At 36.5% G+C, this 25,265-nt stretch carries 25 protein-coding genes; 14 read left to right on the top strand and 11 right to left on the bottom strand.

Features of this window, described 5'->3' with window-relative positions; genetic code table 11:
- Position 1: 1 nt before the first annotated feature.
- The 3 genes from C8N28_RS03410 to C8N28_RS03400 all read left to right on the top strand — a co-directional run bounded on the left by C8N28_RS03410 (position 2) and on the right by C8N28_RS03400 (position 2,736).
- Positions 2–670 carry a response regulator transcription factor gene (locus tag C8N28_RS03410; RefSeq protein WP_132221532.1) on the top strand — a complete coding sequence of 223 codons (669 nt, stop codon included), beginning with the start codon at positions 2–4 and terminating at the stop codon, positions 668–670.
- Complete coding sequence (locus C8N28_RS03405; RefSeq protein WP_132221530.1) at positions 667–1,929, top strand: sensor histidine kinase; 1,263 nt, start codon at positions 667–669, stop codon at positions 1,927–1,929. Before C8N28_RS03410 ends, C8N28_RS03405 begins: the two co-directional genes overlap by 4 nt.
- A gap of 72 nt (positions 1,930–2,001) precedes the next feature.
- Positions 2,002–2,736, top strand: a complete 735-nt coding sequence (locus C8N28_RS03400) for a phosphatase PAP2 family protein (protein WP_132221528.1) — start codon at positions 2,002–2,004, stop codon at positions 2,734–2,736.
- Positions 2,737–2,742: 6 nt separating this feature from the next.
- On the opposite strand, the gene C8N28_RS03395 is transcribed toward C8N28_RS03400, so the two are convergent.
- Positions 2,743–3,486: a cupin domain-containing protein gene (locus C8N28_RS03395; protein WP_165870294.1), complete on the bottom strand. Its 744-nt coding sequence runs from the start codon at positions 3,484–3,486 to the stop codon at positions 2,743–2,745.
- Between the two features lie 125 nt (positions 3,487–3,611).
- On the opposite strand from C8N28_RS03395, the gene C8N28_RS03390 reads away from it, so the two are divergent.
- Positions 3,612–4,535, top strand: a complete 924-nt coding sequence (locus C8N28_RS03390; protein ID WP_132221526.1) for an SMP-30/gluconolactonase/LRE family protein — start codon at positions 3,612–3,614, stop codon at positions 4,533–4,535.
- Between the two features lie 80 nt (positions 4,536–4,615).
- On the opposite strand, the gene phoU is transcribed toward C8N28_RS03390, so the two are convergent.
- The 7 genes from phoU to C8N28_RS03355 form a co-directional block, all read right to left on the bottom strand.
- Positions 4,616–5,269 (bottom strand): phosphate signaling complex protein PhoU, encoded by a 654-nt coding sequence (phoU, locus tag C8N28_RS03385; RefSeq protein ID WP_132221524.1) that lies wholly within the window; start codon positions 5,267–5,269, stop codon positions 4,616–4,618.
- Positions 5,270–5,286: 17 nt separating this feature from the next.
- The gene (gene pstB, locus C8N28_RS03380) at positions 5,287–6,078 is read right to left on the bottom strand and encodes a phosphate ABC transporter ATP-binding protein PstB (protein WP_132221522.1); all 792 of its coding nucleotides are present in this window, start codon (positions 6,076–6,078) and stop codon (positions 5,287–5,289) included.
- Positions 6,054–6,887, bottom strand: a complete 834-nt coding sequence (pstA, locus tag C8N28_RS03375) for a phosphate ABC transporter permease PstA (protein ID WP_246012732.1) — start codon at positions 6,885–6,887, stop codon at positions 6,054–6,056. Before pstA ends, pstB begins: the two co-directional genes overlap by 25 nt.
- A 22-nt stretch (positions 6,888–6,909) precedes the next feature.
- Positions 6,910–7,797 carry a phosphate ABC transporter permease subunit PstC gene (pstC, locus tag C8N28_RS03370; RefSeq protein WP_132221518.1) on the bottom strand — a complete coding sequence of 296 codons (888 nt, stop codon included), beginning with the start codon at positions 7,795–7,797 and terminating at the stop codon, positions 6,910–6,912.
- A 4-nt stretch (positions 7,798–7,801) separates the two neighbouring features.
- Positions 7,802–8,785 (bottom strand): PstS family phosphate ABC transporter substrate-binding protein, encoded by a 984-nt coding sequence (locus tag C8N28_RS03365; RefSeq protein ID WP_132221516.1) that lies wholly within the window; start codon positions 8,783–8,785, stop codon positions 7,802–7,804.
- A 120-nt stretch (positions 8,786–8,905) separates the two neighbouring features.
- The gene (locus C8N28_RS03360; protein ID WP_132221513.1) at positions 8,906–10,108 is read right to left on the bottom strand and encodes a pyridoxal phosphate-dependent aminotransferase; all 1,203 of its coding nucleotides are present in this window, start codon (positions 10,106–10,108) and stop codon (positions 8,906–8,908) included.
- 105 nt (positions 10,109–10,213) lie between these two features.
- Positions 10,214–10,597 carry a DUF1573 domain-containing protein gene (locus C8N28_RS03355; RefSeq protein WP_132222533.1) on the bottom strand — a complete coding sequence of 128 codons (384 nt, stop codon included), beginning with the start codon at positions 10,595–10,597 and terminating at the stop codon, positions 10,214–10,216.
- A 244-nt stretch (positions 10,598–10,841) separates the two neighbouring features.
- Here C8N28_RS03355 and C8N28_RS03350 point away from each other — a divergent pair, with 244 nt between their 5' ends.
- From C8N28_RS03350 to C8N28_RS03310, 9 genes are all read left to right on the top strand, one after another.
- Positions 10,842–13,247, top strand: coding sequence for an alpha-ketoacid dehydrogenase subunit alpha/beta (locus C8N28_RS03350; RefSeq protein ID WP_132221511.1), 2,406 nt, complete (start codon positions 10,842–10,844; stop codon positions 13,245–13,247).
- A gap of 13 nt (positions 13,248–13,260) precedes the next feature.
- On the top strand, positions 13,261–13,911 hold the full coding sequence (locus C8N28_RS03345) for a hypothetical protein (protein WP_132221509.1): 651 nt from the start codon (positions 13,261–13,263) through the stop codon (positions 13,909–13,911).
- Between the two features lie 37 nt (positions 13,912–13,948).
- Complete coding sequence (gene ispE / locus C8N28_RS03340) at positions 13,949–14,746, top strand: 4-(cytidine 5'-diphospho)-2-C-methyl-D-erythritol kinase (protein WP_132221507.1); 798 nt, start codon at positions 13,949–13,951, stop codon at positions 14,744–14,746.
- Positions 14,747–14,781: 35 nt separating this feature from the next.
- On the top strand, positions 14,782–15,924 hold the full coding sequence (locus C8N28_RS03335) for a sugar phosphate isomerase/epimerase family protein (protein WP_221410182.1): 1,143 nt from the start codon (positions 14,782–14,784) through the stop codon (positions 15,922–15,924).
- Between the two features lie 62 nt (positions 15,925–15,986).
- Positions 15,987–16,394, top strand: coding sequence for a YtxH domain-containing protein (locus tag C8N28_RS03330; protein WP_165870293.1), 408 nt, complete (start codon positions 15,987–15,989; stop codon positions 16,392–16,394).
- 67 nt (positions 16,395–16,461) lie between these two features.
- Positions 16,462–17,121, top strand: coding sequence for a heme exporter protein CcmB (locus C8N28_RS03325; RefSeq protein WP_132221503.1), 660 nt, complete (start codon positions 16,462–16,464; stop codon positions 17,119–17,121).
- Between the two features lie 59 nt (positions 17,122–17,180).
- On the top strand, positions 17,181–17,849 hold the full coding sequence (gene ccsA, locus C8N28_RS03320) for a cytochrome c biogenesis protein (RefSeq protein WP_132221501.1): 669 nt from the start codon (positions 17,181–17,183) through the stop codon (positions 17,847–17,849).
- 45 nt (positions 17,850–17,894) lie between these two features.
- Positions 17,895–18,119 (top strand): CcmD family protein, encoded by a 225-nt coding sequence (locus tag C8N28_RS03315; RefSeq protein WP_132221499.1) that lies wholly within the window; start codon positions 17,895–17,897, stop codon positions 18,117–18,119.
- Positions 18,120–18,152: 33 nt separating this feature from the next.
- The gene (locus C8N28_RS03310) at positions 18,153–19,592 is read left to right on the top strand and encodes a Glu/Leu/Phe/Val family dehydrogenase (RefSeq protein WP_185140117.1); all 1,440 of its coding nucleotides are present in this window, start codon (positions 18,153–18,155) and stop codon (positions 19,590–19,592) included.
- A gap of 75 nt (positions 19,593–19,667) precedes the next feature.
- On the opposite strand, the gene lon is transcribed toward C8N28_RS03310, so the two are convergent.
- Positions 19,668–22,139, bottom strand: a complete 2,472-nt coding sequence (gene lon / locus C8N28_RS03305; protein WP_132221497.1) for an endopeptidase La — start codon at positions 22,137–22,139, stop codon at positions 19,668–19,670.
- A gap of 260 nt (positions 22,140–22,399) precedes the next feature.
- Here lon and C8N28_RS03300 point away from each other — a divergent pair, with 260 nt between their 5' ends.
- Positions 22,400–23,065, top strand: coding sequence for a tetratricopeptide repeat protein (locus C8N28_RS03300; RefSeq protein WP_165870292.1), 666 nt, complete (start codon positions 22,400–22,402; stop codon positions 23,063–23,065).
- A gap of 76 nt (positions 23,066–23,141) precedes the next feature.
- On the opposite strand, the gene C8N28_RS03295 is transcribed toward C8N28_RS03300, so the two are convergent.
- Together C8N28_RS03295 and gpmI are read right to left on the bottom strand one after the other, a co-directional pair.
- On the bottom strand, positions 23,142–23,678 hold the full coding sequence (locus C8N28_RS03295) for a hypothetical protein (RefSeq protein WP_132221493.1): 537 nt from the start codon (positions 23,676–23,678) through the stop codon (positions 23,142–23,144).
- Positions 23,679–23,694: 16 nt separating this feature from the next.
- Positions 23,695–25,218, bottom strand: a complete 1,524-nt coding sequence (gene gpmI / locus C8N28_RS03290) for a 2,3-bisphosphoglycerate-independent phosphoglycerate mutase (protein ID WP_132221491.1) — start codon at positions 25,216–25,218, stop codon at positions 23,695–23,697.
- Positions 25,219–25,265: the final 47 nt, after the last annotated feature.

The raw sequence follows: 25,265 nt of genomic DNA, 5'->3' as shown, positions 1-25,265 counted from the left end.
AATGAAAATATTAATTGTTGAAGATGAGCGAGCACTTTCGGAAAGTATAGTAGCTTATATGAAGCAGGAAAATTATGTTTGCGATACAGCGTTTGATTATCAGGAGGCAAAAGAGAAGTTAGCTTTGTTTGATTACGATTGTGTTCTATTGGATATTATGCTTCCTAATGGCAATGGGATCGATTTGCTGGAGATGTTGAAAAAAGAAAACAAGATGGACGGCATTATTATCGTTTCGGCTAAAAACTCGCTGGAAGACCGTATTTTCTCTTTGAATGTAGGTGCTGATGACTATCTTTCTAAACCTTTTCATTTGGCTGAGCTGAGTGCCAGGGTTCAATCTATTATCCGACGCAGGCAATTAGGAGGTAGTAATGTTATTCATTATAAAACTATTACGATTGATATGCTTGCTAAGAGTGTTACTGTGAAGGGCGATCTCATTGAGATTACCAGGACAGAATTGGAGTTATTGCTTTTTTTGCTGATGAATAAGGGGAAGGTGGTTTCTAAAAGTACGATTGCTGAACATTTGAGTGGTCAGTCTGCTATGTACTTCGATAATTTTGATGTTATTTACACGCATATCAAGAATTTGAAAAAGAAATTGGGTAGTAGTGGAGAATACTTAAAGACTATTTATGCTACAGGTTATAAATTAGAAGCATGAAACTATTAACCTATAGTACAAAAAGATACCTGGTTTTTTCGGTTTTATTGGTTGTTTTGAGCATTCCGATCTTCTACATTGTTCTGGAAAAATTGTTTATTAGGGCTGTAGATGATTCGCTAAAGCATCAGGCTATTCTGTTACCTGAATATACAAAACATATAAAGTCGGAAGCAGATATTGAGCTATGGAAGAATCTGGATTGGGATATTGAGGTAAACCCTGCAAATGGAATTGCTATTAAGCAAAGGCCTTATACAATTATTGAACATAGCAAGGGAGCGAAAGAGAGTATACAGTTTCGTGCTCTTGAGAAGGATGTTCGGCTCTTAGATAGGGATTATGTGATTACTTTCAAATCTTCTTTGATTGAAAAGGAGGATCTTGTTAAAGCTGTTTTAGGTTTGCAAATAGCTTTATTGAGTTTTTTGTTTTTGGGCTATTTGTGGATTAATCAGTATATCAGTAAAAAGATATGGAAGCCTTTTCAAGGTATTTTGAATTATCTTAAAACGTTTGAATTGGATAAAGGTATTATAAATAGTAATACTGATTTGGTGATAGATGAGTTTAGAGAGCTTAATTATTCTGTTAATGGTTTGGTAAGTCGGGTTAATACTGCTTATTCATCACAAAAAGAGTTTACAGAAAATGCTTCTCATGAGCTACAGACTCCATTGGCTATTATGCGAGTTAAATTAGAGTTGCTTCTGCAGGAGGAGCATCTTTCTGAAAGTCAGAGTAAGTTGATTGATGAAATTAACGGAGTATTGACAGGTATGGAGCAAATGAATACGAGCCTGTTGTTATTGACTAAAATGGATAATCAGCAGTATCCATTGAATGAAGAGTTTTCAGCAAGCGAACTGATTAAAGAGATTATTGAAGAATTGGACTTCTTTATAGAGGTTTCACAGCATCATATTAGCTATGTGGAAGAAACAAATACCTCTTTATTGGGTAATCATCAATTGTTTAAGCAGGTTGTGACTAATCTTTTATTGAATGCTATTAAGTATTCAGCACCGGGTTCTGAAATTCGAATTATTCTTTCATCAAAATCTATTGAGATTATTAATCCGGGAGAGGAGATGCCTTTTAAGAAAGAGAAGCTTTTTGAACGTTTTTCAAAGAAACAAGGAAACTCGAAGGGGAATAGCCTGGGGTTAGCTATATCATTTAGAATAATTAAACTCCATGGTATGAAATTAGCCTATGTTTATCAAGAAGCTCATCATCATTTTGCAATTTATTTCTAATTCAGATTATCTTCAGATTCGCCATTTAGTTTAGCCTGTAATTCTTCGTTGATTTAATTATAGAGCTAATAAATGAATATAGTAATAGCAGTGGGGTTGTTTTTGCTTGGTTTATTACAGGCTAATCCTGGTTTCTCACAAGTAACGCCTGAAGATATTAAACAGGATTCTATTCATACACTTGAACTAACATATTCTCTGCCACAAAGAGCGTCTTCTGCAAGGAGAATTCTGTCACATCCATTGTTTATTCCATTAGCTTTAACAAGTTATGGTTTTGTCGGGATTGAGAATGATGGACTGAAAGCTCTTAATTATGAGTTTAGGGAAGAAGTACAGGAGCATTATCCTAATTTTAAAACGAGTGTAGATGATTATTTACAGTTTAGCCCGGCTGTTGCTACTTTTGCATTGAAGATGGCTGGAAAGGAGAGTGAGCATGCTTTTGGAAGTTCATTACGATTGTATGTGACATCGGGCTTGTTGATGGCCGGTAGCGTGTATGCGTTGAAGAGTATAACACATATTCAGCGTCCGGACGGTAGTACTTATAACTCATTTCCATCGGGCCATACGGCTACTGCTTTTGTAGCTGCTGAATTTATGCATCAGGAATTTAAGAATACAGCACCCTTATTAAGTTATTCGGGCTATGTTGCTGCTTCTGCTACAGGAGCCTTGCGCATGCTGAATAATAAGCACTATTTTACCGATGTTTTAACAGGTGCCGGCATTGGTATTTTGACTACCAAGGCTAGTTATTGGATAAACCATCATTTCTTCGAGAAGGGAAAGAGTAGTAATTAGTTTGTGTTATGCCTGAAGAGCCATCGTTAATAAAAAAGTAGATTCTTCATAGGCTAAAACGCTATGAGGTACTCCTTTATGCAATGTTAACATTTGTCCTTCACTTAATTCAGCAGTTTGTCGTTCTGTGCGAAAGTTAATTCTGCCACTCAATACCTGAACACTGATTATTCCCGGTGCGGTGTGCGTTTTCATTTCTGAACCTGCATGAAGAGCAATCAGGACGATGCGCATACTGTCTGATTTAAATAAAGTGATGGCTGTACGGTCACCTTCTTTCCAGGTTTTTTCGTCTTTTATTTTCGCTCTGTATTCTGAAAGATCCATTTTTACCATCTGGGCATCAAGTAATCTGTCTCCTTCTGGCCGTAATGGTGTAGATTGATTGTATTTTATCTTGGTATCTTCATCTTCTTCATCCAGATCTTCCTCTGTTTGATAGGTGTTTGGGTTTTCACGAAGGGCCTGAATCATTTCATCGGCAAGTTCATCTGCATAAATACCATAACCATTTACGAGGGTGCCTTTTAAGCTGTGCTTATCTGAAGAAATGGCATATACAATGGCTTCGTCTCCCGGATCAGACATACCTTCAAAGCGATAGTGCTTATCGACAACAAATTCGCCTGGGTAGATCTGCAGGGAATTTTGATGACAGATCAGACAATTATTATTTAAATTGAAATCTACAGTATATCCTCTTTCTTTGAGTACGTTTAATACTTCTGAAACGGTTGTCATTGTTCTCATAAGCAATCTTTTTATTTATAACCAAAGAGTCGGTTAAATGTTTTTAGACCTTATAATTCAATATAAGTATAAAGATATTAAAAGATAAATATTAACTTCGATGTGATAACCTAATCTTATATTTCATGATCAATAAATCTTTTAAAAATACGTTTGTAGCATTTACATTTCTTACTATACCCTTTCTATTCGGACAGAATAGTATGGCTCAAGGGCTGGATAGTATTAAGGTGGTTGCACCCGGAGCGAGTGTGAAAGAAGTTTCTACTCAGTTTTCTTTTACAGAAGGCCCGGCTATTAGTAAAAATGGTGATATCTATTTTACAGATCAGCCAAATAATAAAATATGGAAATATTCTACAGATGGGCAGCTATCGGTTTTTATGGATGATGCGGGCAGAGCTAATGGATTATTTTTTGACCGGAAAGGTAATTTAATTGCTTGTGCGGATGAAAAGAATGAACTATGGTCTATTAGTCCGGATAAAAAAGTAACAGTTTTATTAACTGACTTTAAAGGGCATAAATTAAATGGCCCGAATGATGTGTGGGTTGATTTTAAAGGAGGAATCTATTTTACTGATCCTTATTATCAACGTGATTATTGGACGCGAAAGGCTTCTGAAATTGATGGTGAGCGGGTTTACTATTTGCCAAAGGGGTCAAAAGAAGCGATTGTAGTTGATAGTACCATATTAAAGCCAAATGGTTTGGTGGGTACGGCTGATGGTAAGTATTTATTTGTAGCTGATATAAAAGATAATAAGACTTATAAGTACCAGATCAATAAAGACGGTACGTTGAGTAACCGTCAACTTTTTGTTAATCAAGGTTCGGATGGAATGACTCTGGATAAAGAGGGTAATTTATATTTAGCAGGGCGTGGTATAACTGTATACGATAAGAACGGTAAGCGTTTAGGAAATATTCCTATTACGGATGCGTGGGTTGCTAATGTATCTTTTGCTGGTAAAGATCGTAAAACTTTGTTCGTTACAGCATCTAAGGGAGTTTATACCTTGCAAATGAATGTGAAAGGTATTGAGTAATAATATTATATTAAATCTTAAAAAAAGCCAAGAAGGTTTCAACCCTCTTGGCTTTTTTAAGATTGATATAATTTCTGAAACTAAAGATGCTTTAGCACTTTAGCTTCGTGTGAGAAGATAATTTCTTCTGCGATGTTTGTAATTTGATCGCCTACGCGTTCAAGTTTTCTTATAATGGATAAGAAATTCAATCCGGCTTCAATCTTTGAGATGTCTGAACCAATGTATTCTGTTATATTTTTGGTTGCCTGCATATTGATTTCATTTAAAATCTCATCTTTTTTGAAGATTGTACGAGCTAATTTCGTGTCTTCTTTAATATAAGCTTTAAGAACATCCTTCATAATTTCAATAACAACATCATACATCTCCTGAATTTCGGAAGCTTTTAAAAGTTCTTTATCAAAGGCTTTCTCTTCACTGAGTATATGTTTACAGATACCTTCAGCAAGGTCTCCGATGCGCTCCAGATTAGTATTGATTTTTAAGGTTGCAAGAACAGTACGTAAATCGCTGGCTACGGGACTATATAAAGCGAAAAGATCTTCACAATCACTATCGATTTTTAGCTCCATAGAATTGACGCGTTTCTCATTGGCTATTACTTCCCTTGCCAGGTCTTTATCATTTGCTGCTAAAGCTTTATATGCCTTCTCTATTTGAGATTGTACTAAGACCCACATGGCTGTGGTGCTCTTTTTCAATTGCTCAAGTTCTCTATCTAAATGTATCATAATCTTATAGTTCTGGATTAACCGAATCGGCCGGTAATGTAGTTTTCAGTTTCTATTCTTGAAGGATTTGTAAATATCTTCTCAGTTAAATCATACTCGATCAATTCGCCCATATAAAAATACGCAGTTTTATCGCTAATCCGAGCTGCTTGCTGCATATTATGAGTAACAATTACGATGGTATAATTATCTTTTAACGTATGGATAAGCTCCTCGATTTTGGTAGTAGATAGCGGGTCTAAAGCAGATGCCGGTTCATCCATTAGTAGAATGGACGGCTTAACAGCAATGGCACGGGCAATACAAAGACGCTGTTGCTGCCCACCAGATATTGCTATGGCTGATTTATGAAGACTGTCTTTTACTTCTTCCCATAAAGCGGCTTGTTTCAAAGCATACTCAACAGTATCTTCTATATAAGATTTGGACTTTTCACCATTAATCCGCAAGCCGAAGGCAACATTTTCAAATATGGATTTTGGAAAGGGGTTGGGTTTTTGGAAAACCATCCCTACCTTTTTGCGATACTCGTATACATCGATTTCATTTTTGTAGATATCTACATTGTCGATCAATACATCCCCATCGATCTTAACGCCTTCAATCAGGTCGTTCATCCGATTGAAACAGCGTAAAAAAGTAGATTTTCCACAACCGGATGGACCAATGAATGCAGTAACAGTATTTGCTGACATTTTGATTGAAACATCTCTTAAAGCTTGTTTCTGGCCGTAAAACAGATTTAAATTTCTGCTTTCCAGCTTATATTCCGGGTTGAGTTCTTTTACAGATTTGTTTTTTTGTACCATTTGTTCCTTAAATAGATAGCGATCCCATTTAATATAAATGTAAATAATAATAACACAATAATTCCAGCAGCAGCATTTATAATGAATCCCTGTTGCGGTCTGGATGTCCAGTTAAAGATTTGAATTGGCAGAGAAGTATATTGGTCTAACGGACCTTCTGGGATGAAAGGTACATAAGCCAATGCGCCTACAACAATCAAAGGAGCTGTTTCACCAATGGCTCTGGATGTTGAGAGGATGATTCCTGTCATGATTCCTCCAAAGGATGCTGGTAAAACTATTCGACGGATGGTTTGCCATTTTGTAGCTCCTAGTCCCAATGCCGCCTGACGCAGGGAATCTGGCACTGCTTTAATGGCTTCACGGGTTGATACAATAATGATAGGCATGATTAGCAAAGACAGAGTCAGCGACCCTGCAAGAATGCTGTTTCCTAGTCCGGCCATACGTACAAACACCTGTAAGCCTAAGATACCATAAATAACTGAAGGAACTCCGGCAAGGTTGGATATATTGATTTCTACGAATTTTGCAAGTCTGTTCTTTGTGCCATATTCTTGTAGATAAATTCCTGCCAGAATGCCTATTGGCAAAGCAACAATTAATGTGAAGAGGAGTAAGGCAACCATTCCGGCCAGGGCAGTATAAATGCCAGATTCTTCCGGGTGTCTGGATGGTAAATTTGTAAAGAACGACCAGTCAAGACGAGATGCTCCTTTAATGGTTATATCGATTAATAAAACGGCTAACATGATTAAAGCAAACGCCGTACATGCAATAGCATATATCCGAAAGATTCTATCTTTCATCTTTATAGAGAAGAGTGGCTTTCTAGTCATAGCGGTTTTGATATTTCTTTTGAATCCAGAAAGAGATATTATTGAGGATAAAGGTGAATGCAAATAGTGTGATACCGGCAGCGAAAATAGTGCGGTACTCTAAAGAATCTTGCGGTACATCACCCATACTCACCTGTACAATATATGTTGTAATAGTTTCTACTGATTTAAGTGGGTTGAGAGTTAAGTTTGGTTGCTGACCTGCAGCAATGGCTACAATCATGGTTTCGCCTAAAGCTCTTGAAATAGCCAGGATGATGGATACGATGATACCTGAACTGGCAGCAGGAACCATTACTTTAAAGGCTGTTTGAAGTTTGTTTGCTCCTAGCCCGTAAGAAGCTTCTCTCAATGATTTTGGAACTGCACGTAAAGCATCTTCACTTAGTGAAGTAATGTAAGGGATAATCATAATTCCCATAACGATACCCGGTGAAAGTGCGTTAAAGCCAGATAAGCTGGGTATTAAAAGTTGTAGAAGAGGTGTTACGAATTGTAAAGCAAAGAAACCATATACAACGGTTGGTATAGCAGCCAGTATTTCCAGAATCGGTTTTACGGTTGCCGTGAATTTTTTGGATGCATATTCATTTAAATATACGGCAATGCTAATCCCTACAGGTACAGCAACAAGTGTTGCAATTATAGTTGTTAAGATTGTACCGGCAAGCAGAGGTAGGATTCCAAAATGCTTATCTGCAAAAAGGGGTGTCCATTGCGTGTCAGTAATAAAATCGAAAAAAGAGACCTCTGCAAAGAATTTTATGGTATCGATGGAAAGGACGAGAATGATACCAAGTGTTGTGAGAACTGAGATCAGACTGCATGCAATCATGATTAGTTCAATAAGTTTCTCGGATTTTCTAGATGAGTTAGCCATTCCTTTATTGTGCGTCTTCGTGTAATAAGTTCAGGAGATTTGCCCCAACAATTGATTTGTTTTCAAAGATAGAACCTGTCCTTAGGTTTTTAAATCTTTCATAAGACAGTTTATATACCTCGGATGGTAATGCCACAGAACCTATTTCTTCTGCTAAAGCTGCTGCATTCTCTAAATAGAATTTTACATACTCTTGAATATAAGGTATTTCGGCAGATTTTACATTGATATAAATAAATTCAGGACGCGCAAGAGGTTGATAGGTACCTGTTCTAACGGTTTCATCTGTTGGATAAATTGCTTCACTCTCTTGATCTACCTTGATTGGTACGAGCTTTAGTTTGTCCTTATTTTCTGTATAATAAGCTAAGCCAAAGTAAGCTAAGCCATTTACATCGGTAGATACGCCTTGTACTAATACGTTATCGTCTTCACTGGCTGTATAATCGCCTCTGGAAGCTTTAGCTTTTCCGTTGATAGCTTCGGTAAAATAATCATAAGTACCGGAGGATGTACCAGCGCCATAAAGGTTCAATGGTGCATCTGGCCATTCTGGACGGATTTGATTCCAGCGGGTAATTTTTCGCTGACTTTCCGGCGACCACATTTTATGAAGCTCTTCAACGGTCAGGTAGTCAACAAATGTATTCTTTGGACTTACAACTACTGCTAAGCCATCATAAGATACCGGAATTTCGATAAATCCAATGTTGTTTTGTTTGCTTAGTTCAATTTCACTTTTACTTATTGGACGAGAAGCGTTGCTGATGTCTATTTCGTTTCTAAGGAATTTCTTAAAGCCTCCACCTGTTCCTGAAACACCAACAGTTACCCGTATTTGTGGGCGTATTTCGCGAAACTCTTCTGAAACAGCTTCCGTTAAAGGGTAAACGGTGCTGGAGCCATCAATATTAATTTTCCCTTCGTAGCTCTTAAAGCATGATGAGAATACTACGAGCAAGGTTGCCAGCGAAATAAATCTATACATAGGTATGAAATACGATTTAATATGGTGCAAAGATATTAAGGTAATGTATACCATAGGTTATGGATATGTTAACTTAATGTTAACAATATCCATAGTAGATAAGTTTATTTTTAAATATTATTAGTCTCTTGCAGACGAATTATAAGCAATTAAACCATTTTCTAAGCATATTAAGGCTTTTTTTAGGTCGTCTTGATTAATCACATAAGCTAATCTTACTTCATTTTTTCCCATACCTGGGGTACTATAGAATCCTGAGGCAGGAGCCATCATAACTGTTTCATTGTTATAATCGAATTCTTCTAGCATCCATTGACAGAATTTCTCGGTATCATTAACAGGTAATTCTGCTAAAATATAGAATGCTCCACCTGGAACAGAACAGCGTACGCCTGGTATCTTATTTAATCCATTGGCAAGAAGGTCTCTGCGTTGAGTGTATTCTTTTTTAACTTCAATGAAGTAGCTGTCAGGAGTATCAAGGGCAGCTTCACCAGCTATTTGTGCAACTAAAGGAGCGCTTAAGCGGGCTTGAGCAAATTTTAAAGCCGCTTTATAAATAGCCTTGTTTTTAGTGATTAAACAGCCTAAACGTGCTCCGCAAGCACTATAGCGTTTTGAAACACTATCTATGATCACTACATTATCATCAAAGCCTGATAAGTTTAAAGGTGAGATGAACTCACGATCATCATAACAGAATTCACGATATGCTTCATCTGAAAAGAGGAATAAATCATATTTCAGGCAGAGGTCACGTAGCGATTCCAGTTCTTCTTTAGAATATAAATAACCTGTTGGGTTATTTGGATTGCAAATAAAGATAGCTTTTGTTTTATCTGTAATTACTTTTTCAAATTCGGCAATGGAAGGAAGAGCGAAATTGTCATTCATGACCGATAAAAGAGGCTTAACAACAATGTTAGCCATACAAGCGAATCCACTGTAGTTGGCATAGAAAGGCTCAGGGATAATGATCTCATCGCCACTGTTTAAGCAGGTTTGCATGGCAATGGTGATCGCTTCTGAGGCACCATTGGTAACCAGGATATCATTGGGTGTAATGTTGTAATTAATCCGGTTATAATGTTGAGCTAATTTATTACGATAGGAGAGAATCCCTTCTGAGGGAGTGTAGGCCCAAACTTTAAAGTTTATGCTTTTTATAGCATCTATCATTCCCTTCGGCGTTTCAATATCAGGTTGCCCAATATTTAGATGATATACTTTCTTTCCCTTTTGTTTAGCTGATTCCGCATAAGGAGTCAATTTGCGGATTGGAGATGCTGGCATATCATAGCCCTTCTGCGATATTTTAGGCATTGTTAGTATTGAAATTATTAGTTATTTGTTTGATTATTTTTCGTTTGAGTATAAAAAAAGGCTGAATGAATAAAATCAAACAGCCTTTTGGATTAATTTTATTCTTTAGTTTTTTTGTACAACGCCTTTAATATATAATGCTTTGACAGGTGTTTTCGCATTGGAGCGAATGGTCACCATTTTTGAAAATGGACTCGCCGCAGAGGCATCAAAAGTTACTTTTATCTTTCCTTCTGCACCTGGTTGAACAGGGGCAGTGGTGAATTCTGGTACGGTACATCCGCAGGTTGACTCAACTTTGCTGATAATAAGTGGTTCTGTACCTGTATTCGTAAATTTGAATTCATAGCTTACAGGCTTCCCTTGAGCAATCTTACCAAAATCATGTGTCTCTTGTTCAAATTTGAATTCAGCTTTATTTTGTAGAGTCAAGGAAGTTAAACCCATAAAAGTTAAGGCAAGCACCAGGACTGAGATTATTTTCTTCATGTTTTTCCAATTTATACCGTTGATTACATAACGATATTGATTAATTGTTTTCATTTAATCAAAAGTACATAAAATAATGTGTTTATAACAATGGAATAGTTGTTAAATTAACGGTATCGATATTATATTTTGTGAAATACCGATTATTTGCTATATAGTTCTGAGTTTAGCATGCTTCCCTCATTTATTATATTTTTTTTATCTTTGGGTTTTTACTGATTTCTATTGAGTTTATACAAACGTTATGTCAGAAACCACGAAACTATTTTCCAAGGCCGAATTAAGCTATAACGAATTTAAAAGTCAATTAATTGCCGATTATAGAATAGCATTTGAAAGCCGACAGATTAGTTTAATTGGAAGGAGAGAGGTTTTAACGGGTAAGGCAAAGTTTGGTATTTTCGGAGATGGAAAGGAGTTGGCTCAAATAGCGATGGCCAAAGTTTTCAGAAATGGGGATTGGCGTTCGGGCTATTATAGAGATCAGACTTTTGCATTTGCTTCGGGCATAACAGATTACTATAAATTCTTTGCGCAGCTATATGCTCATCCGGATATAGATGCAGAACCGTCGTCTGGCGGACGGCAGATGAACTGCCATTTTTCTACGAAATTAATAGATGCCGGTGGTAACTGGCTTGATCATACTCAACAAAAAAATTCTTCATCAGATGTCTCAACTACAGGCGGGCAGATGCCTCGCCTGGTAGGTTTGGCCCAAGCATCTAAAATTTATAAAGAGCGGAAGGATTTACAGCATATGACCACCTTTTCGAATATGGGTACTGAGGTTGCATTTGGCACGATCGGTAATGCTTCTACATCGGAAGGTGTGTTTTTTGAAACATTAAATGCTGCCGGAGTTATGCAAATACCGATGGCAATTTCGATTTGGGATGATGGATATGGTATATCTGTTCCTAATGATATACAAACAACCAAAGAAGATATTTCAGAAATATTAAAGGGACTTCAACGGGACGAAAAAGGCGAAGGCTTTGAGATCTTTAAGGTGAGAGGTTGGGATTATCCAGCATTGGTTGCTACTTATGAGAGAGCTATTCAGATTTGTAGAGAAAAGCATATTCCTGTAATGATTCATGTTACAGAAATGACTCAGCCTCAGGGACATTCAACTTCAGGATCGCACGAGCGTTATAAAACGAAAGAACGCTTGGAATGGGAAAAAGAGTTTGACTGTATTAGTAAGATGCGTAATTGGATGATTGAAACGGAAGTTTCTTCTGCTGAAGAGCTGGACGAACTTGAGAAGGAATCTAAGGATGCGATTAAAAAAATTCAGCAGAAGGCATGGAAGGATTACCTGGCTGTATTTGAAACTGAGAAAGAAGAAGCGATTGGGCTTGTTCGTGATTTGAACAATGATCGGGCATATCAGTTGGCTGAAGAATTAAGATTAATGTATGAACCAAGCCTTAAAGATATTTATGGGCTTGTACGCAAGGCTTTACGGATTGTGCGGAAGGAAAATTCGACTGCAAAAAACAACTTGCTAAGATGGTATGAAAGGCATCAGGAAATTAATACGGATCGCTTTAATTCAAAAGTATTTACTGAGAGTATAGAGGGTGTTGAGTATATAACAGAGACAGCTGTAGAATACCCTGATGAAGTTAAACTGGTTGATGGCAGAGAGATTTTAAATGCTTGTTTTATCGCTAATTTTGAGCGAGATGCAAGATTGCTTGCCTTTGGTGAAGATGTAGGTGCAATTGGTGACGTTAATCAAGGGTTTGCCGGTTTGCAGTTGAAATTTGGAGAGGAACGTGTTTTTGATACAGGGATCCGTGAAAATACAATTATTGGCCAGGGTATAGGGCTCGCATTAAGGGGTTTAAGGCCGATAGCTGAAATTCAATACCTGGATTATGTACTGTATGCAATTACTGCTTTAAGTGATGATTTAGCTTCTTTGAGTTATCGTACTAAGGGTGGTCAAAAAGCGCCAGTTATTGTTCGCACAAGGGGGCATAGGTTAGAGGGTATCTGGCATTCGGGCTCACCAATGGCTATGCTTTTAGATACGCTTCGTGGAATGCATATTTGTGTGCCGCGTAATATGACACAGGCTGCAGGGATGTATAATGTATTGTTTAGATCTGACGAACCTGCATTGGTTATTGAGAGTTTGAATGGCTATCGTTTAAAGGAATCTTTGCCTGAGAATGTGGGAGAATTTACTGTACCGTTGGGTGTAGCAGAGATTATGAGAACAGGAACGGATGTTACGGTGGTTTCTTACGGATCGACTTTACGGGTTGTAGAAGCAGCTGCAGAAGAACTGGAAGAGCTTGGAATTTCTATTGAGATCATTGATCCTCAAACGTTACAGCCTTTTGATATTAAGCATACGTGTGGAAAGTCATTGAGCAAAACAAATAGACTTTTAATAGTAGATGAAGATATGCCCGGTGGTGGTTCTGCATTTATTCTTCAACAAATTCTAGAACAGCAAAAAGGTTATTTTCACCTGGATGGTCAGCCGCGAACATTGACTGCAAAGGCTCATCGGCCTCCTTATGGTTCGGATGGAGATTATTTCACAAAACCTTCTATAGATGACGTTGTTGAAGCGGTTTACGCTATCATGAATGAAGCGAACCCGGAAAAGTACCCGACTATTTTTTAGATAAATATCCATAATGAGTAAATATAAATTAGGAGATTTCGTACGCCTTGTAGAAGAAGACGCGGAAGGTTATATTACTGCCATTCTGAATGATGGAATGATTGCGGTTACAGGAGAGGATGGCTTTGAAATTCCGGTGCCAGCAACGAAAGTTACGCTGGTATATGGTAAAATGGATACTGAAGAGGATAAAAGAAGCGAGGAGGCGCAGGTTCCTCAAGCTGAATTTAAGAATGAAGGAATATACTTAGCGATAACCGGCGACCCGAAACAAGGATTGGTAGAATTTTTTGTTGTTAATGAAAGTTCTTATCAGCTGATGTTTGCTATGAATACGAAAAAAGCTGATCAGATAAAGGGTGAATTTAGCGGGCAGATTACAGCACATGCTGCTGAAAAGATCTATACTGCTAATGCTGCTTCTATTGGAAACTGGCCAGTGTTCAATTTCCAGTTGCTTTTCTTTTCGAAAAATCTGCTTGATGTTAAAAAGCCCTTAATATACGATAAGAAAATACGACCTGTTGATTTGTCGACTTCTAAAAAAGAAGTTCCTGTTTTGGGAATGAAAGCATGGATATTCCGCCTGGATGAAGAGGAGGCTAAAATAGATACTGATAAGTTGCAAGAGCATTTCTTTTCTCATCGTCCGAATAAAAAATAAAAGCTATTATTGACGATTTCTGAGCAATTAAATCCCTATGATTACTTTCCCGAATGCTAAGATAAATTTAGGTCTTCAGGTCTTGAGGAAACGTTCTGATGGCTATCATGATATAGAAACTGTTTTATATCCTATTCCAATATATGATGCACTTGAGATTGTTGAGGCTTCTGAGACAAAGCTTTTTGTATCGGGAATTCCTATACCAGATGGTGGTGATAATTTATGTAGCCGGGTTTATAATCTATTAGGAGGTATTTATAAATTATCGCCTATACATATTTATTTGCATAAACGGATTCCTATTGGAGCAGGTTTGGGTGGAGGATCATCAGATGCTGCTTTTTTGATTAAATTAATGAATGATTATTTTAATCTGAAACTAGAGTCTGAACAGATGATGAACTATGCACGTACGATGGGGGCAGATTGTTCATTCTTCATCAATAATAAAAGTGTTTTTGCAGAAGGGATCGGAGATCAATTCTTAGAAATAGAAATAGATCTTTCAGCTTATCATTTACTAGTGGTTAATCCTCCTATACATATTAATACGGCTGAGGCCTATGGTGGCGTTTTATTAAAGGAGGATGGAAGGAACTTGAAAGAGATGATTCTTGAACCGATTAATACATGGAAAGAAACTATCTTTAATGATTTTGAAGCTACAGTTTTCAAAAAGTTCCCTAGTATTGGACAGATAAAACAAGATCTTTATGATGCCGGAGCTGTATATGCCGCAATGAGCGGAAGTGGCTCTTCGCTTTTCGCTATATTTGATCAGGCTGTTTGTTTACCTGATTTAGCTAAATCGAACCAGGTGATATATTGTTAATTATTTAAACCTAATCACAATAATTTAATTTTAAAATGAAAAACAATTCTTTAAACAATCCTATTTGGGTGATGAGTTCGGCTTTTGATCAATTGAATCTTGATCAATTAATTGAGAAAGCTATAGAGGTTGGTGCACAGGGGCTCGACTTATGTGTTTTTAGAAAAGATGGTACGCGGGAAGATCATACGGCTACTCATCTTGAATATGAAAACTTTGGAGTAGAAGATGCAAAAAAACTGATAGAGCAGTTTAATCAGAATAAGTTGGGCCTGTCTTTAGGTGCCTTTGAAAATATGATTGGCGGCGATGAAGCTGAACGGATTAAGAACCAGAACCATTTATTGAAATTAATTAGAATTGCTTATTTGCTAGGTGGTGATGAGAATAATGTGAAGGTGGGAACTTTTGTTGGTTATAATCATGAACTAGGAAATCAAGAAAATGGTTTTCAAAAGAATTTGGATGAGTATTACCGTGTATTTAACCCGATTATAAAATATGCAGAAGATTTAGGGGTTACGGTGATGTATGAGAATTGTCCGATGGAGGGGTGGCGCGCACCGGGTTTTACCAATACATTTAACAATTTACCGGGAGTTTTGGCTGCCAGAAAATTAATGTATGCGATGATTCCAAGTAAGGCTCATGGAGAAATCTATGACCCTTCTCATGATGTTTGGCAGAATACTGATCCGGTTGATGTAATTGCTAATAGCGATATTGATCGTATTCATCGTATCCATGTTAAAACAACTAGAAATATTAAAAATCAGGCGCGTACTGATTGGGGAGGAATGTATCCTATGCAGAGTGTTAATGCAGATTTAGCATTAAAGGCGAATGTTTCTATTCCACAAAATAGCTGGGATCGTCATCACTATGAAGCTATGTTACCTGGATTTGGAGGGTCTGATAGTATGGATTGGCGCGCATTTGTAGATATATTAAAAGAGAAAGGTTTTGTGGATGCTTTTGAAATTGAAAATGAAGCAATGAATTCAAAAGGAACAGGCAATCTTGCTGCAATTACACAAGGTTATGAAGCAGCTATAAGTTTCTTGCGGCCTATGTTGTGGGATTTGAAACAAGATGGTTATCAGTTTAATAGCTATAAAGCACTTGTTCAGCCTCAACGAAAAGATATCGCTTTAACCGATGTGAAAGGCTTGAAATAATACTTTTTATAAAACAAAACCTTTTAAAGCTTGTTGATCTTATTATGAAAAGTGATATAAAAATGAAATCAGAATTAAAAAAATCATTAAATAAAGATAAGATGAGTAAGAATTCAAGTTTAGTAGGATTTGCTTTAGCAGGTTTAGCAGCAGGTGCAGCCGCATGGTATTTATTTGGTACCAAAGATGGGCGCAAAAGTTTAAATAAGGCGATCGATAGTATTAATGAACTTTCGAACACTATTAAAGAAAAAGCTAACGAAGGATTGGATTGTGCTTCTGATTTTGCAGAGAAGGCAAAAGATAAAGCGAAGAAGAAATTCGAAGAAGGTAAAGATAAGTTCTCTGATGTATCGGGTGAAATTAAGAAAAAAGGAAGCAGCTTAAAGGATGATGCTGAAAATCTTGGAAGAAGAGCTGCGCGTAGTGCTGAAGATTTAGCAACTGATGCTAAAAATAAAATGCGTTAGTAATTTTTAAATAATTATTCATGAATTCATTAGCCACTAAAGAGTCCTAATCGTATCTTTGGTGTCAATGAGTTTCTTAGAACAAGTACGATATTTAGTTTATAAAGAAATGCTGTTGGAGTGGCGTTCAAAATACGCCTTCAACAGCATTTTGTTGTATGTTATATCAACCGTTTTCGTTTGTTACCAAGCGTTTCGCAGTGTTGACGGTGTTGTTTGGAATGCATTGTTTTGGATAATCTTGCTTTTTGCTTCTATCAATGCTATCTCAAAAAGCTTTGTTCAAGAAAGTAGGGGAAGGCAGCTATACTATTATACATTAGCTAGTCCCAATGCAATTATACTTTCCAAAATAATTTATAACATTGTTTTAATGTTAGTGCTGTCTTTGATAGCTTTATTTGTTTATTCTGTAATCTTCAGAAATCCATTAGGAGACCCATTCCTTTATTTAGTTTCGGTTGTATTAGGCAGTATTAGTTTCGCCACAGTTTTTACCATGATTTCTGGAATTAGTGCTAAAGCCAATAATAATGGCACTTTAATGGCCATATTAAGTTTTCCGGTTATTATCCCTTTGCTTATCGTTTTAATTAAATTATCCAAGAATGCGATGGATGGACTTGATAGGAGTGTAAGCTACGATGAAATCTTTGTGTTATTAGCAATAAATGCGATCGTAATTTCCGTTTCTTTATTGTTATTTCCTTACATTTGGAGGGACTGATGAATTGCCAATAGGTAGTTCTGGAGCAAATGATTATTGTTCTACTTAAATATTAATTAATGAAATCTTATTGGTGGAAGTTTTTAGGCGCAGCTATCGTTGCATATACAGTCATTGCAGGCTTATTAGGTGAAGTTCCGGCTTTGCCGATTTTGCATGAGAGCATTCGCAATGTTTATTTTCACGTTCCTATGTGGTTTGCAATGCTTCTGATGTATTTAATATCAGTAGTTTATAGTATTAAGTATTTGGGTTCAGGAAAACCAGAAGATGATTTCATTGCGGTTGAAAGTGTGAATGTGGGTTTGATATTTTGCCTTTTTGGTTTATTAAGCGGTATGTTATGGGCGAATATAACCTGGGGAGATCCTTGGCCAAATGATCCTAAATTAAATAGTTCTGCAATAGCTTCATTAATGTATCTGGCTTATGTTGTTCTTCGAAATGCACTTGATGAGGAACAAAAACGAGGAAAGATATCAGCTATATACAACGTTTTTGCTTTTCCGATTATGATCGTCTTGTTATTTATTTTACCTCGACTAACAGACTCTTTACATCCTGGGAATGGCGGAAATCCGGGCTTCAGCGGTTATGATATGACTGGAAGTATGAAATGGGTATTTAGACCAGCTGCATTGGGATGGATGCTTATTGGTTGTTGGATAATGACTTTAAGATATCGTATAAGAAAATTAGAATATCATACAGATGAACAGAGTAACTAATTAGTAGTTCTCTAGGCTTTAACTGGTTTTAAAATAAAATTCGAGATGAAAAAAATATTTCTATTAATAATAATGAGCTGCTTTAACTTTCTGGTTACGTTTGCTCAATCAGATAACGGAGTTGAAATGGCTACTGGCTTACGTAGTTCAGGGAAAATTTACGTTGTTGTAATTGTGTTGTTGATTATTTTCATTGGCTTTATTATCTATCTGTTTACAATCGATAGAAGAATAGGTAAGCTGGAAAAGAAAGACAAGAATATCCAGTAGGAAGTCTAATCTAATTCTTAATTTATATTTATTATGGCTAATCCAATAGCTTTGTCTGCTAGCGCGCCTCATTTTTTCAAAGATGTTTGTGAGTTCTTTGATCAGGCGGCTCAATTTACGAAACATGATGCTGGTTTATTAAACCAGATTAAGGCATGTAATAGTGTATATCGTTTTCAATTCCCTATTCGACGTGAAAGCGGTAAAATTGAAGTTGTTGATGCCTGGAGGGTGCAACATTCTCATCATAAATCGCCTACAAAGGGTGGTATCCGTTATAGTGATATGGTGAATGAGGATGAAGTGATGGCATTAGCTGCATTGATGAGTTATAAATGTGCAGTTGTTAATGTTCCTTTTGGAGGAGCGAAAGGTGGTATCCGGATTAATACAAAGGACTATACGGTTGGTGAACTTGAAAATATAACTCGTAGATATACGGTTGAGTTAATTAAGAAGAACTTTATTGGTCCTGGTATTGATGTGCCTGCTCCTGATTATGGGACAGGTGAACGGGAGATGAGCTGGATTGCGGATACGTATTTAACTATGAATCCGGGTCAGTTAGATGCGTTGGGTTGTGTAACAGGGAAGCCCTTAACATTGGATGGTATCGCAGGTCGTAGAGGTGCGACAGGGCGGGGAGTAGCTATTGCGATTCGGGAATGTGTGAGTTTTGCTGAAGATATGAAAGCTTTGGGGCTAACTCCGGGTATAAAGGGAAAAAGGATTATTGTTCAAGGTTTAGGAAATGTAGGCTATTTCTCTTCCAAAGTATTAATGGAATTTGGGGCAATAATAGTTGGTGTTTGTGAGTATGATGGAGCGCTTTATAATGAGGATGGTCTGGATCCGGATGAAATATTAGAACATCGTAAGAATACAGGTAGTATTTTAGGTTTCCCGGGTGCAAAGAGAGAATTTAAGTCTTCAGCCGAAGGGTTAGAACAGCCATGTGATGTGTTGATACCAGCTGCGTTGGAAAACCAAATAACTGAAGCGAACATTCAACGTATTCAGGCAAAGATAATTGCAGAAGGTGCAAATGGCCCTACTACTCCTGGAGCTGCTGCCGCATTTATAAAGAACGGTGGTTTAATTATTCCGGATATGTATTGTAATGCAGGTGGTGTTACTGTGTCGTATTTCGAATGGTTAAAGAACTTGTCGCATATTGCTTTTGGACGCATGGATAGACGTTATACGGAAACAGCTAATTTGAATATTGTAAATATGGTTGAGGCTGTAACGGGAGGTTCTTTAACTGCGATACAACGAAAGATTATTGTAAAAGGGCCATCGGAAGCAGAGTTAGTTAATTCAGGGTTAGAGGATACGATGATTCGTTCTTATCATGAAATACGAGAAGTATTTGTGGCTAACCCTAAAATTACGAGTTTAAGGACATCTGCATTGGTAAGCTCTATAGATAAAATAGCTATAGCCTATCAAAATATGGGTATTTGGCCATAAAGTATTGCTAATTAAAAAATAAAGGGCCGGTTTGAGAATTGTTCTCAAACCGGCCCTTTATTTTTAATGGGATTTCTATACTTTAGACTTTGTTTCCTTAGGGCTAAGATCCAGAGGTTTATTTACCTTTTCTTTTAATAGGGCTAATTGGATCACTTCATTCATCTCAGAAACATAATGGAAAGTCAGGTCTTTTATATAACTTTCTTTAATTTCTAAAATATCTTTCTTGTTAGACTTGGATAGAATGATTTCTTTGATATTCGCGCGTTTTGCTGCAAGTATTTTCTCTTTAATCCCTCCAACAGGTAGAACTTTCCCTCTTAAGGTAATCTCTCCTGTCATGGCAAGATGCTTTTTAACTTTTCGTTGAGTAAATACAGATGTTAATGCTGTTAACATAGTAACACCTGCTGACGGTCCGTCTTTAGGAGTTGCGCCTGCCGGAACGTGAATGTGCACATCCCATTCATCAAAAACATGTGCGTCTATACCAATGTCGTTAGAATGAGCTCGTAGGTATGCCATAGCTATTGAAGCAGATTCTTTCATTACATCACCAAGGTTTCCGGTAAGAGTTAGCTTCCCTTTACCCGGGCTTAAGCTTGATTCTATAAAAAGGATATCTCCACCAACTTGTGTCCAGGCTAACCCTGTTACCACACCTGCTACTTCATTGTTTTCGTATAGATCTTTATCATAGAGAGGAGCACCAAGAATTTCTTCTATATCATTGTTAGAAAGTGATGGTCCGATAGGTTCTTCCATTACAATATGAGTAGCTACGCCTCGTATTACAGAGCCGATTTTTTTCTCTAATCCACGAACACCTGATTCACGAGTGTAGTCTTCGATTATTTTCTCGATAACGGAAGATTTAAGCGTTACTTCTTTTGGTTTTACACCATGTTGTTCTTTTTGCTTTGGTAAGAGGTGGGTTTTAGCAATTTCTATTTTTTCTTCAATTGTATATCCGTTTACCTCAATAATTTCCATCCGGTCTAATAATGCCGGTTGAATATTATTTAAAGAGTTTGCGGTTGCAATAAACATTACATTTGAGAGGTCAAAATCTACTTCCACGTAATGATCATAAAATGCATTGTTTTGTTCTGGGTCTAATACTTCTAAAAGGGCAGAAGAAGGGTCGCCACGGAAGTCGCTTCCAACTTTATCAATTTCATCTAATACAAATACAGGATTAGCTGTGTTTGCCTTTTTTAATGATTGAATAATTCTACCTGGCATTGCGCCGATATAGGTTTTTCTGTGACCACGAATATCTGCTTCATCATGAATACCTCCTAATGCAATTCTAACATATTTTCTTCCCAGAGCAGAGGCAATCGATTTTCCGAGAGATGTTTTTCCTACTCCTGGAGGGCCTACCAGACAAAGGATAGGAGCTTTCATGTTTTGTTTTAATTTTAAAACAGCCAGGTATTCGATAATACGTTTTTTTACCTTTTCTAATCCATAATGATCTCTATCAAGTACTTTCTTCGCTCTTTTAAGATCGAACTTATCTTTGGTGAAAGAGTTCCAGGGAAGATCCAGCAATACTTCTAAATAGTTTAATTGGATAGAATAATCTGCAGCTACCGGGTTGATTCTTGCAAGTTTGTCTAATTCCTTTTTAAAGTGGATAGCAACTTCTTCGCCCCATTTTTTCCCTTTGGCTCTTTTTTGAAGTTCTTCAATTTCAAGATCAGGAGAGTTTCCTCCAAGTTCTTCTTGAATTGTTTTTAACTGTTGATTTAAGAAATATTCTCTTTGTTGTTTATCTAAATCTCCTCTTACTTTATTTTGGATTTGGTTTTTTAGCTCTAAGAGCTGTAGCTCTACCATTAATTGTTCGAGAACTTTCTGTGCCCGATCCTTTAAACCTGGAAGTTCTAATAAGCTTTGCTTGAATTCTAAATCAGCATTCATGTTTGAAGAAATGAAGTTGATTAGAAAACCAGGGCTCTCAATATTTTTAATAGCTATTCCTGCCTCGCTTGGCAGGTTAGGAGATAGTCGTATAATATCTAACGCCAATTCCTTAATGGATGCTAATAAAGCATTGAATTCCTTGTTAGCACGATGCTTGGATTCTTTGAAACGTTCAACTGTAGCACGAATGTAAGGTTCAGTTTGTACAGCTTCTTTTAAGACAATCCGTTGTTTTCCTTGAATAATAACAGTTGTATTACCGTCAGGCATTTGAAGGATCTTGATAATACTGGCTATCGTTCCTACTTTATTCAGTTCTTCAAAAGTAGGATCTTCTGTGCCCATGTTTAATTGAGACACGACGCCAATTATTTTATCACCCTTGTAAGCATCTTTAACTAATTTAATCGACTTATCGCGACCTACAGTTATAGGAATAACAACTCCAGGAAATAATACGGTATTTCTTAATGGTAATATAGATAGTACTTCTGGCATTTCAGCAGCGCTCATTTCGTCTTCATCGTGTTGTGATAATAAAGGAAAAAATTCAGTATCCTCATTTATAATGGGTAGAACCTGACTGAAATCAAAAGGGTTGTAATTGCTCATTTATTTTAGTTTGTTCCTAATAATTTTGCGACATATTGACAGCAACAACACTAGGTTTTTTTTAATTCATATAGTAAATGTAATATCTGCAAGGCTTATGCCAATCTCGAGAGACGACCAGGAAGCGACAGAATTTCTGTTTAATTATATTTTCGGTACCGTTTTTGTACTAGGCATAATAAAAAGGATAGAAATGAGTTTAATTATTGTTGACAAGATTTCTTAACTTTATGTTTATATCCCAAATTAGAAAATTGTATATGAGAGTCAAATTGAATAAAGTACACCTAAGTGTAAAAAAAGTTGTGATAGCAGGATTGTTTGTTATTGGAAGTATTCCTGCTTTTGCGCAGAATGCCGATAATAATACAAACCCTTATGTTAAGCTTGGTCAGAAAGCATTGATTGATGGGGATTTTAAGGCCGCTGTTACTAATCTTGAAAAAGCGCTTCCGTCAGATCCACAAAATTTAGATATTCTTTATATGTTAGGCTATTCTCAGTATCAGTCAAATGATTATACTGGAGCTACTAAGTCGTTTTCATCTGTTATAAAAGGAAGACCAAATGATGTATCAGCATATTACTATCGTGCAAAAGCTCAAAATACATTGGCCATAGATACTGAGTCTAAGTTGACCGATGAACAACGAAGCAATTTATTACATGCAAGTATTAGTGATTATAGTAAAGCTATTGAAATGAATGATAGTGATGCTAAGCTTTATCAGAATAGAGCAATGGCTTTTCGTGATCTAGGTAATTTGATAGGTACAAGTACTTCAAAAAATTATAATAAGACTGCTGCCGTTGAGTCATATGATAATTGCATTAAAGATTTAGAAACTGTATTGAAGAAAAATCCAAATAGGAAGGATTTAGATTTAGAATTGAAGAAGGTTAAGGTATACAGAACTAGTTTATAGAGAATAAACGTATTTTGATATTAATTAAAAAGGCTAGCAACAATTATGTTGCTAGCCTTTTTAATTATACGATATTTTAATCAGTAAAAATACCTGTTACTCTGTATTTGTTATTACCCAAGAAGCGTACTTGTTGCTCTTTTTCAATTACATATATTGAGTCCGGATAATAGGAAAGAGATTCATAGCTTTTGTAAAGTCTATTGAGCGACTCATTCTTTATAGAAATAGATCTTATTTTACTACCGCCTTTGATAACTTGAATCATACGTGTTCGTAATTCTGGAGTTAAGGCTTGATAGAGAGTAGTATCGCCATTAATTTCAATTTTATAACTTGAAGTCCAAGAAGGTTTATTAATATCAGATTCAATAAAAAGGTCGAATTCTTTTTTCCAGTCATTAATTAAAATAGTTTTTCTTTCCTGTTGTTCGTTTTTACTTACTTCTTTAAGAATAGCCGATTTTCTTGAAGATAATCTAGAGGCTTCATTTAGAAAATAGCTTTTAATGTCAAAATAAGTAAGAGCGGTTGATTCCGTATTTTCAACCTGAGAACAAGAACTAAATAGAAATAAAATTAAATATAAACTGTTTAATAAAGTCTTTAGCATCTACCCATTTATTAAACTACACTAATGGCAGCCCTGTCATCTTTTCGGGTATTGGAACATTCATTAGTTTTAATATTGTTGGCGCAATATCTCCTAGTTTTCCATCAGCGATTGATTTATAATCTTTATCTATCAAAATACAAGGTACCAGATTGGTAGTATGAGCGGTATTAACAGTTCCATCGTCATTAATCATATATTCTGCATTACCGTGATCGGCGAGAATAATAAAAGAATAACCGTTTTCTAAACCACACTCAATAACTTGCTTACTACAGCGATCAACAGTTTCAACTGCTTTTATTACTGCTTGAAATACTCCGGTATGGCCCACCATATCTGGGTTTGCGAAATTTAGACATATGAAATCTGGCTTATTAGAATTTATATCTTCACAAATTGTATCAGCGATAGTATTGGCACTCATCTCTGGTTGCAGATCATATGTAGCAACTTTAGGTGAAGGTACTAAAAGACGGCGTTCATTGATGAATTCTTTCTCTCTGCCACCTGAGAAAAAGAAAGTTACGTGAGGGTACTTTTCTGTTTCTGCAATTCTAACCTGAGTTTTCCCATTTTGTTCTAAAACTTCTCCAAGTGTTTGAGCCACATCGTCTTTTCTGAAAACAACATTTACGTTTTTAAATGTTTCATCATATGAAGTCATGGTTACATAATGAAGATTTAGTGGGTGCATTCCGAATTCTGGCAGCGGTTTTTGTGTTAATGCAGTTGTGATTTCACGAGCACGATCTGTTCTAAAGTTATAACATATAACTACATCTCCATCTTTTATGGTTGCAATTGGTTCTCCATTGCTATTTACTTTTACTATAGGCTCTACAAACTCATCAGTTATTCCTTCATCATACGAGTTCTGAACAGAATCTATAATGTTTTTGGTAGGATGGCCTTTTCCACCTACTAATAAATCATATGCTTTTTTTACACGCTCCCAACGGTTGTCTCGATCCATGGCATAATATCTGCCAACTGCTGATACTATTTCACCAACTCCATTTGAGATCTTTTCTTCTACTGTTTGAAGAAATTCTTTTCCTGAATGAGGGTCTGTATCTCTTCCATCAAGGAATGCATGAACATATACTTTCTTTAAGCCAGCATCTTTAGCTACATCGCACAATCCTATTAAATGATTGAAATGAGAATGTACTCCTCCATTAGATAATAATCCAATAAAGTGAATATTAGTATTGTTTTTTAATGCATGATTAAAAGCATCAATTAAAACTTGATTGTCTTTTAATTCATTATCAGTAATTGTCTTGTTTATTCTTCCCAGCTCTTGGTAAACAATTCTTCCTGCACCTAGATTCATATGTCCGACCTCTGAATTACCCATCTGTCCTTCTGGTAACCCAACGAATTCTCCGGAGGCTTGTAGACGAGAGTTTGGATATTCTTTTAATAGAGAGTTGAAGAATGGCGTAGACGCCGCTTCTACAGCATTACTTTTATCGTGCTTACCAAATCCCCAGCCATCGAGAATCATTAACATTACTTTTTTATCTTTTTGCATTAAAATTATATTTTAGTTCTATGAATTATGCTTTATCCAAAAAGTGG

Origin of the sequence: Albibacterium bauzanense (assembly GCF_004339765.1) — a bacterium.
In the GTDB taxonomy this organism is placed as follows: Bacteria; Bacteroidota; Bacteroidia; order Sphingobacteriales; family Sphingobacteriaceae; genus Albibacterium; species Albibacterium bauzanense.
Note: the sequence above shows the minus strand (reverse complement) of the source record. Positions and strands in the feature narration are given on the sequence as shown.